This window comes from Microcoleus sp. bin38.metabat.b11b12b14.051 (genome assembly GCF_013299165.1).
Taxonomy (GTDB): domain Bacteria; phylum Cyanobacteriota; class Cyanobacteriia; order Cyanobacteriales; family Microcoleaceae; genus Microcoleus.
Window position 1 is genome coordinate 32,817 of the sequence record NZ_JAAFKD010000016.1, and the last position, 15,156, is coordinate 47,972.

The 15,156-nt window shown below is 47.7% G+C and carries 12 protein-coding genes; 6 read left to right on the forward strand and 6 right to left on the reverse strand.

Features of this window, described 5'->3' with window-relative positions; all coding sequences use genetic code 11:
- The first annotated feature begins 223 nt into the window (after positions 1 to 223).
- Positions 224 to 2,119, forward strand: coding sequence for a ribonuclease J (locus QZW47_RS17680; protein WP_293129152.1), 1,896 nt, complete (start codon positions 224 to 226; stop codon positions 2,117 to 2,119).
- 619 nt (positions 2,120 to 2,738) lie between these two features.
- On the opposite strand, the gene QZW47_RS17685 is transcribed toward QZW47_RS17680, so the two are convergent.
- From QZW47_RS17685 to QZW47_RS17695, 3 genes are all read right to left on the reverse strand, one after another.
- Positions 2,739 to 3,014 carry a MoaD/ThiS family protein gene (locus QZW47_RS17685; protein WP_293129154.1) on the reverse strand — a complete coding sequence of 92 codons (276 nt, stop codon included), beginning with the start codon at positions 3,012 to 3,014 and terminating at the stop codon, positions 2,739 to 2,741.
- A gap of 145 nt (positions 3,015 to 3,159) precedes the next feature.
- Entirely contained in the window at positions 3,160 to 4,458 is a 1,299-nt protein-coding gene (gene thrC / locus QZW47_RS17690) for a threonine synthase (RefSeq protein ID WP_293129156.1), read from the reverse strand.
- Positions 4,459 to 5,625: 1,167 nt separating this feature from the next.
- Positions 5,626 to 5,886, reverse strand: a complete 261-nt coding sequence (locus tag QZW47_RS17695) for a MoaD/ThiS family protein (RefSeq protein WP_293129158.1) — start codon at positions 5,884 to 5,886, stop codon at positions 5,626 to 5,628.
- Positions 5,887 to 6,383: 497 nt separating this feature from the next.
- Between QZW47_RS17695 and QZW47_RS17700 the strand changes: the two genes are divergently transcribed.
- The gene (locus QZW47_RS17700) at positions 6,384 to 6,671 is read left to right on the forward strand and encodes a hypothetical protein (RefSeq protein WP_293129162.1); all 288 of its coding nucleotides are present in this window, start codon (positions 6,384 to 6,386) and stop codon (positions 6,669 to 6,671) included.
- A gap of 127 nt (positions 6,672 to 6,798) precedes the next feature.
- Here QZW47_RS17700 and QZW47_RS17705 read toward each other — a convergent pair whose 3' ends face one another.
- From QZW47_RS17705 to QZW47_RS17715, 3 genes are all read right to left on the reverse strand, one after another.
- Positions 6,799 to 7,020 carry a hypothetical protein gene (locus tag QZW47_RS17705; RefSeq protein ID WP_293129164.1) on the reverse strand — a complete coding sequence of 74 codons (222 nt, stop codon included), beginning with the start codon at positions 7,018 to 7,020 and terminating at the stop codon, positions 6,799 to 6,801.
- A gap of 162 nt (positions 7,021 to 7,182) precedes the next feature.
- Positions 7,183 to 8,559 carry a cytochrome P450 gene (locus QZW47_RS17710; RefSeq protein ID WP_293129166.1) on the reverse strand — a complete coding sequence of 459 codons (1,377 nt, stop codon included), beginning with the start codon at positions 8,557 to 8,559 and terminating at the stop codon, positions 7,183 to 7,185.
- 93 nt (positions 8,560 to 8,652) lie between these two features.
- Positions 8,653 to 9,258: a hypothetical protein gene (locus QZW47_RS17715; protein ID WP_293129168.1), complete on the reverse strand. Its 606-nt coding sequence runs from the start codon at positions 9,256 to 9,258 to the stop codon at positions 8,653 to 8,655.
- Positions 9,259 to 10,072: 814 nt separating this feature from the next.
- On the opposite strand from QZW47_RS17715, the gene QZW47_RS17720 reads away from it, so the two are divergent.
- The 4 genes from QZW47_RS17720 (at position 10,073) to QZW47_RS17735 (ending at position 15,122) form a co-directional block, all read left to right on the forward strand.
- Positions 10,073 to 10,639, forward strand: coding sequence for a COP23 domain-containing protein (locus QZW47_RS17720; protein ID WP_293129170.1), 567 nt, complete (start codon positions 10,073 to 10,075; stop codon positions 10,637 to 10,639).
- Positions 10,640 to 10,683: 44 nt separating this feature from the next.
- Positions 10,684 to 11,310 (forward strand): serine protease, encoded by a 627-nt coding sequence (locus QZW47_RS17725; RefSeq protein ID WP_293129172.1) that lies wholly within the window; start codon positions 10,684 to 10,686, stop codon positions 11,308 to 11,310.
- 2 nt (positions 11,311 to 11,312) lie between these two features.
- Positions 11,313 to 12,548 (forward strand): COP23 domain-containing protein, encoded by a 1,236-nt coding sequence (locus QZW47_RS17730; protein WP_293129174.1) that lies wholly within the window; start codon positions 11,313 to 11,315, stop codon positions 12,546 to 12,548.
- Positions 12,549 to 12,914: 366 nt separating this feature from the next.
- Positions 12,915 to 15,122, forward strand: a complete 2,208-nt coding sequence (locus QZW47_RS17735; RefSeq protein WP_293129176.1) for a phosphoketolase — start codon at positions 12,915 to 12,917, stop codon at positions 15,120 to 15,122.
- Positions 15,123 to 15,156: the final 34 nt, after the last annotated feature.

Sequence of the window (15,156 nt, forward strand, 5' to 3'; positions counted from 1 at the left end):
CATCAGTCATCAGTCATTAACTGTTAGTAATTAGCTAATGGTGGTAGACCAAAGACAGAGGAAGAAAGACTGAAGGCAAAAGACAACTGACTGTACGGGTTCGTCAAACCCGCAGGGAGTTTTTCACTATCTAATATGTGGAAAAAAATCACCCTACTAACGAAAATCAGACAAAAGACGAAAGACAACAGACTAATAACAAAATAACTAACAAAGGATACGCATGATCAAAAATACAACTGCATCAGCTCTAAAAGTTATTCCCCTCGGCGGGCTGCACGAAATCGGTAAAAACACTTGTGTGTTCGAGTACGGCGATGAAATTATTCTTTTAGATGCAGGTTTAGCTTTCCCCACAGATGGAATGCACGGTGTAAATATTGTCCTCCCAGACATGACTTACCTGCGGGAAAACAGCCACAAAATTAAAGGTATGATCGTGACTCACGGTCACGAAGATCATATCGGTGGCATCCCTTACCACCTCAAACAATTTGAAATCCCAGTAATCTACGGCCCGCGCTTGGCGATGGCTTTGCTAGCCGGAAAATTGGAAGAAGCCGGAGTATCTCACCGCACAGAATTGAGGACAGTTCGACCGCGGGATACGGTCAGGATTGGCAAGAATTTCTTAGTAGAATACATCCGTAATACTCACTCGATGGCCGACAGCTTCACTGTGGCTATTCACACTCCCGTCGGAATTATTATTCACACCGGAGACTTTAAAATAGACCACACTCCTGTAGACGGCGAGCATTTTGATTTGCAAAAGCTGGCGGAGTACGGCGAAAGAGGCGTGCTGTGCTTGATCAGCGATTCTACTAACTCAGAAGTTCCTGGTTTTACTGCTTCAGAACGTTCAGTCGCTCCGAATTTAGACAGAATTATCGCTCAAGCAACAGGAAGAGTGATGCTGACGACTTTTGCTTCGTCGGTACACCGATTACAAATTGTGTTGGAGTTGGCTAAGAAAAACAATCGGTATGTCGGAGTGGTTGGCCGCTCGATGCTGAACGTCATCGCTCACTGCCGCAATCTCGGCTACATCAAATGCGAAGATAGTCTTTTCAAACCGCTCAAAGAAATCCGTAATTTGCCAGATGATAAAGTTTTGATTTTAACTACAGGTTCCCAAGGCGAACCGATGGCCGCGATGACTCGTATTGCTAACGGCGAACATCACGAAGTGAAAATCAAAAAAGGCGATACAGTCATTTTCTCGGCTAATCCGATTCCTGGAAATACGATCGCAGTGGTAAATACGATCGATAAACTAATGATGATGGGAGCAAACGTGGTTTACGGCCGGGACAAAGGCATTCACGTTTCCGGGCACGGCTGTCAGGAAGACCAAAAGTTAATGATTAACATGACTCGTCCCAAGTTCTTCTTGCCGGTACACGGAGAACACCGGATGCTGGTTCAGCACTCCAAGACGGCTCAAAGCATGGGCATTCCCGCGAGCAATATGGTGATTATTGACAACGGTGATGTCGTAGAATTAACTGAAAATTCGATGCGACTTGGTACTAAAGTACCTTCAGGAATTGAATTAGTAGACTCTTCTCGATCGGGCGTAGTCAAAGCGAACGTCCTCAAGGAACGTCAGCAATTGGCTGGAGATGGTGCAGTGACAGTAGCTGCGGCGTTGAACGCAGAAGGCAAATTGGTTGCTACACCGCAAATACACTTAAAAGGTGTAGTCACATCAGCCGATCGCGAACTGTTACAACAATCGATAACTCAAACCATTGATACTATTTTAAGCGATCGTTGGTCAGAGTTTGTCAGACCTTCTACAACTGCCGAATCAGGAGTTGACGTAGACTGGGTAGGAGTACAAACCCAAATAGAACGAGCAATTAGCCGCGTACTGCGCCGGGAACTGCAAAGCAATCCTATGTTAGTATTCCTGATGCAAATTCCCGAAGGAGCAGCTTTTGTGAAATGGGAAACACCCGCAGTGGCTCCTGGTTCCCTGGAAGCACCTAAGTTATTAGGTGGCCCATCATCCACATCGGCGCCAACACCAGCACCAGCACCGGTTCCGGCTAATGCAGTAACAGGTCGTCGTCGCCCCCGGACAGCAGCAAAAGTTGCTTCCGTCGTTTCCTAGAATTAACAATCCCTGGCGCAAAGCCAGGGATTTGTGTTTGATCTGATGTCGGGATTACCCGTAGGTTTGTAGTGAGGACTTTAGTCCTTCTTAATAGCGGACTGAAGTCCTCATTACAAACTGTTTGTAGTGAGGACTTTAGTCCTTCTTAAAAGCGGACTGAAGTCCTCATTAAAACTGTTTGTAGTGAGGACTTTAGTCCTTCTTAAAAGCGGACTGAAGTCCTCATTAAAACTGTTTGTAGTGAGGACTTTAGTCCTTCTTAAAAGCGGACTGAAGTCCTCATTAAAACTGTTTGTAGTGAGGACTTTAGTCCTTCTTAAAAGCGGACTGAAGTCCTCATTAAAACTGTTTGTAGTGAGGACTTTAGTCCTTCTTAAAAGCGGACTGAAGTCCTCATTAAAACTGTTTGTAGTGAGGACTTTAGTCCTTCTTAAAAGCGGACTGAAGTCCTCACTACAAACTAATCTTATTGCGATCGTTCTGTTTGGACAGGATCTAAACAGCACATTCCGTCCTAGGGTTTTTTGCAATAAATATAATACAAACGAACGCAGATAGTAATTAATTCTATCTGCGTTCATCTGCGTTTATCTGCCCCCATCTGCGGTTGCTTTCATCAGCCGCCAGCAACTGCTGGAACAATGCTAACTTCATCACCATCCTTGAGGACTGTTCCTGTACCATCCAAAAAGCGGATGTCTTCGCTGTTGACGTAGAAGTTGAGAAACCTGCGGGGTTCTCCCTTTTCGTCGCACAGGCTTTTTTTGATTCCGGGACAATTTGTTTCCAGGGATTCAATGAGTTCGGAAATATTAGCACCACCGCATTCGATGGTGGCTTGATTGCTGGTAAATTTTTGCAGCGGAGTCGGAATTAAAACTTTGACGGTCATTTTTTTAGTCCTTAGTCCTTAGTCAGTAGTCCTTAGTCAGTAGTCCTTAGTCAGTAGTCCTTAGTTCTTAGTCATTAGTGATTAGTCAATAGCTTAACAACTAATTACCAATAACTAATGACTAATCACTAATGACCAATGACTATTAAACAGAAGCTTGTTGCCATTCTAAGCGTTCGAGGGTGCGGGCGCGTTCGAGGGCGCGCTCGAAGGCTTCGAGTTTTGGTTCGAGGGTGATGGGTTCGCCGATGTAGCCTTGAACTGCTTCTTGGGTTTTTAAGCCGTTACCAGTGATGTAGGCGACGGTGGTTTCGTCGGGATTGATTTTACCTGCTTCTACGAGTTTCTTCAAGACTGCGATCGTCGTGCCGCCTGCGGTTTCGGTGAAGATACCTTCAGTTTCTGCCAGCAGTTTCATGCCTTCGATGATTTCGGTGTCGCTGACGGATTCGATGTTTCCGTTGGTTTTGCGGGCGATTTCAAGTGCGTACATCCCGTCTGCTGGATTGCCGATCGCGATCGATTTAGCAATTGTATTCGGTTTGACCGGTGTTACAAAATCGCGACCTTCGCGGTATGCTTGGGCGATCGGCGAACAACCGTCGGCTTGAGCGCCACTGAATCGAACTTTCTTCTCATCAACTAAACCGACTTCGATGAATTCGTTAAAGCCTTTGTAAATCTTGGTGAACAAAGAGCCTGAAGCCAGCGGGGCAACGATATGATCTGGCAATTGCCAGCCTAACTGTTCGGCAACCTCGTAGCCAAGGGTTTTCGATCCTTCGGAGTAGTAGGGACGCAAATTGATATTGACAAATCCCCAACCGTGTGTATTGGCGACTTCGCAGCAGAGACGGTTAACTTGGTCGTAGTTGCCGTGAACTGACATGACAGTTGGGTTGTAAATCAGAGTGCCGAGGACTTTGCCAGCTTCTAAGTCTGAAGGGATGAAGACTACGCAGTCGAGACCGGCGTGGGCTGCGATCGCAGCGGTGGAGTTAGCTAAGTTGCCAGTGCTGGCGCAGGATACTGTGGTAAAACCCAATTCTCTCGCTCTGCTGAGGGCGACTGACACCACTCTGTCCTTAAAGCTGAGAGTGGGCATATTGACGGCATCGTTTTTGATGTAAAGATTTTTGAGGCCGAGGCGGCGTGCTAATCGGTGGGATTTTACCAGAGGAGTCATCCCCGTGCCGACATCAATGACGTTATCTGTAGCGACTGGTAAAAATTCGCGGTAGCGCCAGATTGAGTTGGGGCCTGCTTGGATGGTTTGGCGAGTGACACGGCGGCGGATCGCCTCGTAGTCGTACTTGACTTCTAGCGGGCCAAAACAGCAATCGCAGACGTGCTTGGCTTGGAGTTCGTACTCTTCGCCGCATTCTTTACACTTGAGGGCTGTGAAGGTTGCTGCTGTGGATTGGGTTCTGGTCGCCTGGGTCATAGCTCAACTCTCTAGTTTTGCGATGTTTTCTAATTCTTAGCCAAGATTAGCACGGTCGATCTACCCCGTCAACCATACCCGATTTTTTTAGTCGGGATTGATTTTGTAGCAAGATTTGGCGCTAGACGGGAGGTAGATCGATCGTCTTCAATTTCTTTCTCAGACAGGTTTTCAACCTCTGTGAAAGCAGCCAGATCCTGAGGGAAATTGTCTCAATTAAACGAACTCAAGAATGAAGTGGCTGCAAAACTAATTTCAAAACTTTATAAAGTTTTTTTTGCTTGGTAACTCAAAACTCAAAACGCTGACGCATGGGAGGCGAGAAACCCGGTTTCTGAATCTGGGCGCGGGGGCGAGAAACCGGGTTTCTACGAGATTTTGGGTTGGGAAACCAGAAATCTAGGAAGAAACCCGGTTTCTTAATCTCTGGGCGCGGGGGCGAGAAACCGGGTTTCTACGAGATTTTGTGTCTGGGAAGCAGAAATATAGGAAGAAACCCGGTTTCTTAATCTCTGGGCGCGGGGGCGAGAAACCGGGTTTCTACGAGATTTTGTGTCTGGGAAGCAGAAATATAGGAAGAAACCCGGTTTCTTAATCTCTGGGCGCGGGGGCGAGAAACCGGGTTTCTATGAGATTTTGTGTCTGGGAAGCAGAAATCTAGGAAGAAACCCGGTTTCTTAATCTCTGGGCGCGGGGGCGAGAAACCGGGTTTCTACGAGATTTTGGGTTGGGAAACCAGAAATCTAGGAAGAAACCCGGTTTCTTAACGTCTGGGCGCGGGGGCGAGAAACCGGGTTTCTACGAGATTTTGTGTTGGGAAGCAGAAATATAGGAAGAAACCCGGTTTCTGAATCTGGGCGCGGGGGCGAGAAACCGGGTTTCTACGAGATTTTGGGTTGGGAAACCAGAAATCTAGGAAGAAACCCGGTTTCTTAATCTCTGGGCGCGGGGGCGAGAAACCGGGTTTCTACGAGATTTTGTGTCTGGGAAGCAGAAATATAGGAAGAAACCCGGTTTCTTAATCTCTGGGCGCGGGGGCGAGAAACCGGGTTTCTATGAGATTTTGTGTCTGGGAAGCAGAAATATAGGAAGAAACCCGGTTTCTTAATCTCTGGGCGCACGATCGCTCTTAATTCTCCAATCCAAAATCTAAAATCCAAAATCAGATTATCCACCGCTGACGGGGGGGATGAGTACAACTTCGTCGCCGTCTTGGAGGATGGTGTCGGGGGAGACGAATTCTAGGTTGACGCCGAAGCGGGTACGATCGCGCCACTTTTCTAATTGAGGGTATTGGGCGATCGAGCTTTCGAGCACTCGCTTCGCTGGGGTTTCGGGAGGAAGTTCTAATGTAAGTTCCGAAACGCCGTAGGCTTCACTGAAGGCGGCGAATAGTTTAACGGTGATGGTAATTGAAGAGTTAGACACGGCTGTTTAGTGCGATCGACAGTTTGGCAATGATCAACTACACCATACAATTAATTGAGAATTACGCGCACCTAGGCTTAGAATTGAAAGCGGCAATCTTTAGTTAAGTTTTACCCGAGCTGGTAAAAATGACAGTTGATTGCGGCATAAAATCCGAACAGCCTTGTATGCCGATCGCTCTTACCAACTAGGCGTTGGAAGCAGTTGGCATTCACTAAAATGCAGCTAGCTAAGAGCGAGTTAGCTGGTGTTGAGCTGACGGCAAGACTAATTTTTGAGGATGCGGTATCGATACTTCCCCGTAATTGTGGGAGAGTAGCAAAATATCGAACTAACTTTAGCGAGTAACCAGGCACAGTATGCTCTGCTAATTCGCTGATTCCCGACGAAAAATCTGGTTGTCCAGTCTAGCTTATAAGTTCCAAAGCTTTGCTCCGCTTGGGAACCGTGCCGTTCGACCTCATAATAATAGTCAAGTTAACGCGATCGAGATATATATGGCAAATAACGATTTCAAAGTGCTTCAAATTATTGAAGCTAAAGGCTGGTATGCCTTTGGGAGTACGAAGCAAAGCCAGCACGTTGAAAGGTGGGTCAGACCTGTAGTGTGTTGGGTTTTAATAGAAGACAAAAAAAAGCGGCGGATTGTGACTGCTACCGCTAGCTATCAGATCCAGATTGATGACAAAGAAGTTGAGTTTTTTGCCCACGAAAGCGAAATTCAAGATATCGAGAGCCTCCCCAAGTCTGTCTCGGTATCAGAATTTCTGAAAACAGAAGATTGAGATCAGGGCAGAATGAAATCTTTTAATCTGTTATTAATTATTTCTTAACTTGCTGTTAAATTCTATTTCAATTGGAGGCTAAACCTCTCTAATTGTGAAAAGGGGCAGATGGCGACAGGGGGAGAAATTATACTTTTGCCTTGCTTTGTGGATCGGAAAGTCCCATGCCTGAAGCATCCACAAAAAATAAAGAGGCCGGAAGATTGCTGGCAATGCCAACACGCTTCCGACCTTGCTGAATAACAGGGTATGCATATGTTTTTAAAGTATGGCAGGCAGGCTTTCTAGAGATCAAGAGGACTATTGCAATCACCCACTTTTGCTTTATGGGTGTGTTCGCAAGTTTCATACTATTTTAGACGGAAATTTTGAAATTTGAGGGCGGGTGATGGTTACAGGTAAAGGATTAGAGCTAGTTTTATGTAGCGGCTGCTACCAAACATCAGGTGGGGCGATCCTCTACGGGGGCTGCGCCAACGAAGAGGATCGACCGCCCCTGCGTGCTGCGACTTCAAACCCCACTAGCAACTGGTTCAGGCTTTGAGCGCCGCATCCGCCGCCCCAGCAGAGCCATCCGCACGCCGCCGGCTGGCCCTAAAGTTACCCCTCGGCGTTTGGCTTGTACGGGCTTTTTCTCGGCCAAGGTTAAGTCTAAATCGCGCAAAACAGTTGCGAGTACCAGCTTCATCTCCAACTGTGCCAGCGCCAAGCCGATACAGCGGCGGCTGCCGCCTCCAAAGGGCAAATACTCGTAAGGCGAGAATTGCCTCTCCAAAAACCTTTCCGGCTTAAATTGCAGCGGTTCTGGATACAAATCCCGACGGTGGTGGGTTAAATAAATCGAACCGAAAACCACCGTACCCGGTTCGAGTTGATGCCCCAGCAATTCCACCGGCTCCCGCACCACTCGCGGAAACGTCAGCATTCCCACTGGGTAAATTCGCAGCGTCTCTTGACAAACTGCACTCAGGTAAGGCAAGCGAGAAATATCCATCGGATCGGGATTTTCGCCCAAAGTGTCCAATTCTTGCAGCAGTTTTTGGCGCACTGACGGCAAACTGTGAATCCAGTAAAATGCCCAAGCTAGGGCTGTTGCTGTGGTTTCGTGACCGGCAAACAGCAGCGTCATCAACTCGTCGCGCAGTTCTTCATTGGTCATTGGTTCGCCGTTTTCGTCGCGGGCTGCCATCATTAAGCTGAGAATGTCGTTGCGGTTAACGTCTGGTTGCAGTCTGCGTTCTGCTATTTCCGCGTCCATCAGTTCCTGAATTTTCTGGCGGCGCTGTTTCATGCGTCCCCAAGGACTCCAAGAGCCCCAATCTTGCTGCAACCAGGGCAGAAATAGGATACTCGATCGCAGCGGAGAGCCTGTCGTGTCGATAATTGCAGCCAGCAGCGGGGACAGTTGCTGCAAGCGCGGCCCTTCATCGAGTCCGAAGACAACTTGCAAAATTACCCGCATGGTGATTTCTTGCATGGCTGTACGGGCGACAAAAGGTCGATCGACATTCCACTTGCTAGCAACATCTTGGGTAATATCGCAAATTTGTTGAGCCCAGTTACGCATCCGTTCCCCGTGAAAGGGCGGCATTAATAGTTGACGCTGCCGTTTATGCTTTTCTCCTGAGATGACAATCATCGATTGTTCGCCCAGCAAGGGTTTGAGAATACCGTTCATATCGCCGGGAGCATCAAACGCTTTGCTGTTGAGCATTTCCTGGATCGCTTGCGGGTTGTGGAGCATCACGAAGGGTTCGAGGTTGCCCCATCGAGTCGTGAAAATCTCCCCGTACTTTTTGGCGTTGGCGTCCATGTATGTCAGCGGATCGCCGATCCATTGAACTAGCTGCACGAAGCGGGGGGTTTTGGGGCCGTCAGGTAGGGTCATAGAAATTGCGGTGTGTTTTATCGTCGGACTTGGCGGAGATCAATAGGACTGCAACAGAAAGCTGGTTATACCATCTGCAATAATTTTAAGAGATTATTCTCGAACGGTACTCACAATGTCCTCTCCAAGCTCTGTAAAACGTACTGTTTTGATTTGCCAAGGAGTATAAGCGGTTAAAGTTTGGCGCACGCCTCCGAACAAACCTAGCATTTGACAACTCGACAGATTTTGCAATTTCTGCCGCGAAGTCCCCAAGGCCCGTAAATCTACGGTAGCTATTCCCTGCTCGCGATCGATCTTAACCCGATAACCCACTAAACCCAGACTCGCGAAAATCTCCTGCTTTAATACTTCATTAACAGCCGATGACATTAACTGGTTCTCTGGGCCTGTAACTGTTGTCGGCTTCAGACTTTGACAAAGATTGTCGGCCTCATAAACCATAACTGTCGCGGTATTCTCTGTTACTTTTGTATTCGCTAAAACTGAGTTCACAGAGTTAGAGGTCTGCGGTGGAGTCGATCGACCATCAACTTGATTGGCGGTTAGCTGTAGGTGTCGGAACTGATGAGTGCTTGCGGAGGGTTGGCTCTGGTTTTCGGCTGATTTAGCTGCTGCATCGTAGCTAGAACAACTGCTACCGCCGATCAAAACTAATCCAGTTGCTAAATAGCCGAAATGTTTGCAGATAAGGTTCATAAGTTTTTAATAGTCAACTCAACGTTAGTGTAGGTCGGGCCAAATTTTGGTGGTAGCAAGCACTTAATCCCTGATTACACTCACTTAGAAGTATTTCCGCACTAAGAAGGCGAAAATAAGTTCAGGGTTCTTGTTTAATAGTTCGGAGATTTTTGAGATCGCAGCCTGAAACCCTTGATTTATGGGAAAGCATATCGTGTGCATCGTTAGTGTAGCCTCCTAGAGTGGTGTCATGAAACCGTGATTCTACGATCGGCAATCAAGAATGTCCGAAAAGTTACTTGCTAATACCTTTGTTTTAGTGTTTAATAAAAAATGAGGGGTATCTCCCCTTATTGGTGCAACCCTGCCTTCTCCGTATCTCCACAGATAAAGCTCGCGATTTAAATCGCAAGTTAGATCAAATACCTTGTCAGTGGTGTGATGTACCCCATGCAAAATTAGCTATCCCAAGGTTTGAGGTAAACAGCTTCTTTCCGGTTGGCGAAAGCTTGAGCTTGATAGTAGTAATGACGACCAAATTGAGACTTGAACACGCATTTCGGTATGGTTCACAAACCGCACCGAAACCGCTGTTATAGGGAATGTGCAAGTAGCGAACAACATACAGAAGATTTTAGCTAACTGATGTACAAAAAACTGGTTGTCGTAAGGCTGCACGTGTGAGTGTCGGTCATGATTCCGAGTTTCTGATGTGCAGTCGATCGAGCTGAAATTTGCTGTGATTTCGATCTTTAATTCACTTGCGTATCAAGAGTATTATCGCAGAATCAGGTGCTTTTTATCACAAATCTACTGAAAATCGAGCGAAAACATGATCCAACAGCAATTAACGAAGGTTTTGGCGACAACAGCGATCGCCGCGATCGCTCTGACAGTGGCTTCTGAACGCAGTTATGCCCGGCCGACAGTCGGGGAAAGCGGATTTTGGTGCAGCACCTCGACAGGTGCGCCGGTGACGATGTATCAAAATCCTCAAGGTGCTGTAGAGCCTTGGATTGAGTGGACTTCTGATTATTTTTCTGGTTCTGGTTACGATCCGGCAACTCGGTGTCAATTAGTCAGCCAACGCCTGGAAACCTATCGCCGGAACCGATCGCTAAAGTACATTACTGCCGGCCAGATGAACGGCCAAAAGGTCATCTGCACGGCGAATCAGGTCAATGGCATCTGTCAAAATTTGATTTATACCCTCCGTCCCGGCCAAGACCCGATCGGCTCTTTGTATAATTTGTTAGCTTGGCGCCAAGGTCAGGTGGGGATGCCTTCTACGGAAGAAAGCGGTAATATTCCTTACATTGATGTCAGAGCAAAGCTCGGGGAAAATATTAACGATGAGGCGCAATTGCCCCCTTTTTCTGGGCCCTCGGAACTGCCGTAACGACAAGACAATTTCCAATCTCAGGGTCAATTCCGGGGGGTGACGTGGAAAACTTGGCGCGTCAAACCGCAGTACGCATCCAGACGGCCAAATCTTCGGGTTCTGGGGCGATCGTCCAGCGCCAAGGCCAAACCTATACTGTGCTGACTAGCTGGCACGTTGTGGCTTTCCACAGGATCGATCGCACAATCGTTACGAGTGACGGCCTGATCCACCAACCGCTGGAAGTTCCGAGGCGCTTGGGCGATACTGATCTAGCGATTGTTGAGTTTCGTACCGCGATCGAATACCAAGTAGCACCCATTGGTGCGCAGGGAGCAGCCCCGGGAGAGCCATTGCTGGCGGCCGGGTTCCCGGCGGAGACTGGGGCGTTGACCGTAGCACAGGGGTTCGTAGAACTGCTGCTGCCAAAATCTTTACCTCAAGGCTATAGCTTGGGCTATACAAATGAGGTTAAGATTGGTATGAGCGGTGGCCCGATTTTTAATGCTCAAGGTTTGTTGGTTGGGATTAACGGTCGAGGTAAGCATCGAGATCCCGGTTTTGGCGTGTATGCTTTTGAAGATGGAAGTGAACCGACGCCGGAATTATTGGAAAAGATGGTTAAATCTAGTTGGGGAATTCCGATCAGTACATATTTGCAGTTCGTCTCGTCTCAGCCAGGGAGTTAGCGATGAATTCGTGGGGTTTGCGGTTTAACGCGCTGACCGTCATCTTGACCGGTGCAGTAACAGTGGCAGCAATTATCGGCCACCAATATGCTGCTTGTGCAAAAACGGCCCAAGAAATTGCCGAGCTAGCGATGTTCACAACTGTGGAAGTGAACAACACGCTGGGTTTTGCAGCTAGTGGCTCAGGAGTAATTATTGCTAAACAGGGGAATGTTTACACTGTTCTGACGGCGAATCATGTAGTGGCAAGTCTCGCCCAAGAATACAGCATTCGCACTCATTTGGAAAAAAGCTATACAGCAATCAGAGTACAGCGGCTCCCGAAAAACGATCGCGATATAGACTTAGCTTTGATCCAGTTTCAGAGCCGAGATCAGTATTCAGTAGCGCCCATTGGGGAATCGGAACGTGCTGTGGTCGGTTCTACTATTTATGTGGCTGGCTATCCGCTACCCGTCGCCTCTGGATCAGAAAGAAAACTAGAATTTACGGCTGGTATTATTTCTTCTCGTCTGAGCCGCGCATCCTCGGGCTACGGACTGCGCTATCAAGCTGTCACAAGACGTGGGATGAGTGGCGGGCCTGTATTTGATGCTGATGGCAGAGTTGTGGGAATTCACGGTCAGGGAGATACTGTTGGTACGGTGCAGAGCCAGTGGAACGGTCAGGTTGAGGAGATTAAAACCGGGTTGAATGCAGCAATCCCGATCGATGCTTTTACGACATTGCGATCGCAAACCTTACCTAATGGGTTTGATATTCTCAGCAATATTGCCATCAACCGCACTTCTCGCCAAAGCCAACCGAATCTCCAGCGGGGGGGATTTGTGTGCGACACCTCAACCGGGGAACCGGTGACTGTCTATCAAAATCCCCAAGGGTTTAGGGAACCTTGGATTCGCTGGAATTCTAATTTCTTTTCTAGTGCTGGCTACGATCCTTTGACTCGCTGTCAACAAGTGACTCAGCGCCTGGATAATTATAACCGAAATAAACAGCTTAATTATGTTACTGTCGGTCTGATAAATAATCAAAAAGCAATTTGTACGAGCAGCCGGATTAACGGGCCATGCGAAGGTTTGATCTACACGTTACGCCGCGATCAAGATCCGGCTCCTGCACTTAGCACTTTCTTTGTTTGGCTGGCGAATCAAAAGGCTAGACCTTCTATTTTTGAAAGTGGCGCTCCGATTTATATTAATGTTGGAGAACGAGTAGATGTAGATGTTGCAGAATGACAGCTAACAGTTAACAGTTAACAGTTAACTGTTGACAGAAGCAAAAAGTGAGAAGTAAGAACGCGCAGGGTTTTAGCAATTAAAAACGAGTGCATCTCACTTTGGCAAATATGTTTGTAGGGGCGAAGCATGACCGCAGTCAATATGGGATTATAACTAATAACTTATATGCGGTCATGCTTCGCCCTCTTCAAAAGTGAGATGCACCCTTAAAAACCTTCTCACAGTCTTGGCGGTTGCTATGAAAATTTGGGATATTTGACCGATTTATGATTCGACTTAGCAGAAGTAACGATTTTTTGCAACAACAAGGCTATAAAATTACTGTTACATTAATCCAAGTCAAAATTTTCAGGTATAAAAAGCATGACTGCAACTACGCCGAAGGCAACGTCAACAATTCCCAGTTTTTGCGAAGGAATCCAGTATTTCTCGGAGAATCTGCCGGGTTTTGAGACTTACGGGAAAACACCTGCGATCGCCCAAGGAAGCAATTCGATCGCCGATCCAGCAGATCCCGCCGCCGTCTTTCAAACGATCCTAGGAGCAGACGCCCTACGCTACCTGACGCTGCAAATCACAGCCAGTAAGGCATCGGGACATCCGGGGGGTTTTGCCAGCCAAGCCGAGGCTTATGCTGCGCTGGTGATGCTCGGACACAAGAACATTGTCACGGAAGTTGGGCACCACGCGCCAGGATTTTACAGTGCCATGTTTCTCGATCGATCTTTAGAAGACATGGGAATTGTCAAAGTGCAGCAAGCACGCGATAAATTCCGAGAAAAAGACGGTTTATTAGGACATCTTTCCGGCTTCATTCCCGGACTTTTAGCACCTGCTGGCCCCCTCGGACAAGGGCAGCATTTCGCAATGGCGGGCGCGCTTTTGCATCCCGAAAAACTCTTTCCTTTCACGATGGGCGACGGTGGGATGGGCGAACCCTATCCGATGAGCAGTATGGGGCATTTCCACACTGCTTATCCCAAAGCTACTAACTTTTTACCCGTGTTAGTTTGGAATGGATATTCGCAAGAACATCACAGCATGGTTTCAACTAAAACCAATGCTGAAATGATTGCTTATTGGCAAGGTAATGGTTTTGAAGAAGTCATCTTAGTTGATGCTAAGGAATTTGACGACAAAAATCAACCGGAAGCTTATGTTGATAGCACGGCTTTTTCCCTCGAACAGCGCATGGCATTTACCAAAGCTGTTTTACAAGGAGTTGACAAAGCAGCAAAATCTGCTCTCGGCGGCAAATTAACTGTGTTTATTATCAAACAGTTGAAAGGTGCTGGCGTGCACGCGCGCGGCGCAAAATCTCACAACCTTTATCCGAAAGATACCCTCGATGCTCCCCACATTATCAGCGCCTTAAAAGAGCGGGCTTTGACTGCTGAGGCGTGGCAGTTGGTGCGGACAAATTGCGAGCGTGCGGGCGGCGGGCCTGCTGCGAAAACCGTTGTTACTGAGTTTACATTGCCGCTGGCAGATTTGGGCGAATTGCCTTTAGAAGAATTTGCAGTCGGTGGAGAAGCGAAGATTTCGACAACTGCAATGGGACGTTTGGTGGGAACAGTCGGCCAGCGCGATCGGACTTTTCTCGTTACTAATGCTGACGGAAACGAAGCATCAGCAATTGCCAACATCAACCAAGCTCTCAAAATCATTCACCCGACGACAGATGACTTGTACAATCAATCGCCCAACGGTCAAGTTTACGAACCTTTGAGCGAAGATGCTTGTGCGGGTTTAGCTGTAGGTTTGTCACTATTTGGCGCGCGCAGTTTGTGGTGTTCCTATGAATCTTTTGCTATCAACGGTTTACCAATTTGGCAAACAGTTACCCAAGCAATGGCAGAATTGCGCCGTCTAACTCCCGCAACTGTCACCTTATTTACCGCAGGTGCTTTAGAACAAGGCCGCAATGGTTGGACGCACCAACGCCCGGAAATTGAAGCTTATTTTGCGGCGATGATGCGGAACGGAAATGTGTTTCCTTTGTTCCCACCGGATGCTAATAGCATTCAAGCTTGTTACGATTGGGCTTTGACTGCCAGAAATAAGGGAGTTGTGATTACTGCGAGCAAGTCGCCGCTGCCAATTCGCACTACTTTTGCACAGACTCGTCAAGGTTTGGAAGATGGCGCAATTGTCTTGCATGAAACAGCAGGAAATAAGAAAGTTGTGTTTGCTGTTGTGGGCGATATGACTTTAATTCCTGTGTTTGAAGCGGCGGCATCTTTGGAAAAAGTAGGTATTGGAGTGCGGATTGTTTCTGTGGTGAATCCCCGACGTTTGTACCGCCCAACAGATGTGGCTTGGGATACTTGTTCCGAAGCTGACGGCGGCTTTTTGAGCGATGAGAAATTTGCCGAAATGTTTGGTGGAGATGGCTTGATTGGCGTGACAGGCGGTGCTTCTGGGATGTTGGAGCCGGTGATGCTCCGTAGCAATTGCCCGCGCGATACTTTCGCTTGGAAGCGGGGCGAAACGACTGCTAGCGCTGGTGAGTTGATGGCGTTTAATGGGCTGACGGCTGATGCTTTGACTAAAAGGGCGATCGTTTTCTAGGGCTTCGCTAACGGGCTAGTTCATTAAGTTAGAA

Coding starts and splice junctions, on each gene's coding strand:
- QZW47_RS17685 (WP_293129154.1), bottom strand. CDS start 3,014: ATGACCGTCAAAGTTTTAATTCCGACTCCGCTGCAAAAATTTACCAGC.
- QZW47_RS17710 (WP_293129166.1), bottom strand. CDS start 8,559: ATGACCCTACCTGACGGCCCCAAAACCCCCCGCTTCGTGCAGCTAGTT.
- QZW47_RS17720 (WP_293129170.1), top strand. CDS start 10,073: ATGATCCAACAGCAATTAACGAAGGTTTTGGCGACAACAGCGATCGCC.
- QZW47_RS17715 (WP_293129168.1), bottom strand. CDS start 9,258: ATGAACCTTATCTGCAAACATTTCGGCTATTTAGCAACTGGATTAGTT.
- QZW47_RS17730 (WP_293129174.1), top strand. CDS start 11,313: ATGAATTCGTGGGGTTTGCGGTTTAACGCGCTGACCGTCATCTTGACC.
- QZW47_RS17680 (WP_293129152.1), top strand. CDS start 224: ATGATCAAAAATACAACTGCATCAGCTCTAAAAGTTATTCCCCTCGGC.
- QZW47_RS17735 (WP_293129176.1), top strand. CDS start 12,915: ATGACTGCAACTACGCCGAAGGCAACGTCAACAATTCCCAGTTTTTGC.
- QZW47_RS17700 (WP_293129162.1), top strand. CDS start 6,384: ATGGCAAATAACGATTTCAAAGTGCTTCAAATTATTGAAGCTAAAGGC.
- thrC (WP_293129156.1), bottom strand. CDS start 4,458: ATGACCCAGGCGACCAGAACCCAATCCACAGCAGCAACCTTCACAGCC.
- QZW47_RS17705 (WP_293129164.1), bottom strand. CDS start 7,020: ATGAAACTTGCGAACACACCCATAAAGCAAAAGTGGGTGATTGCAATA.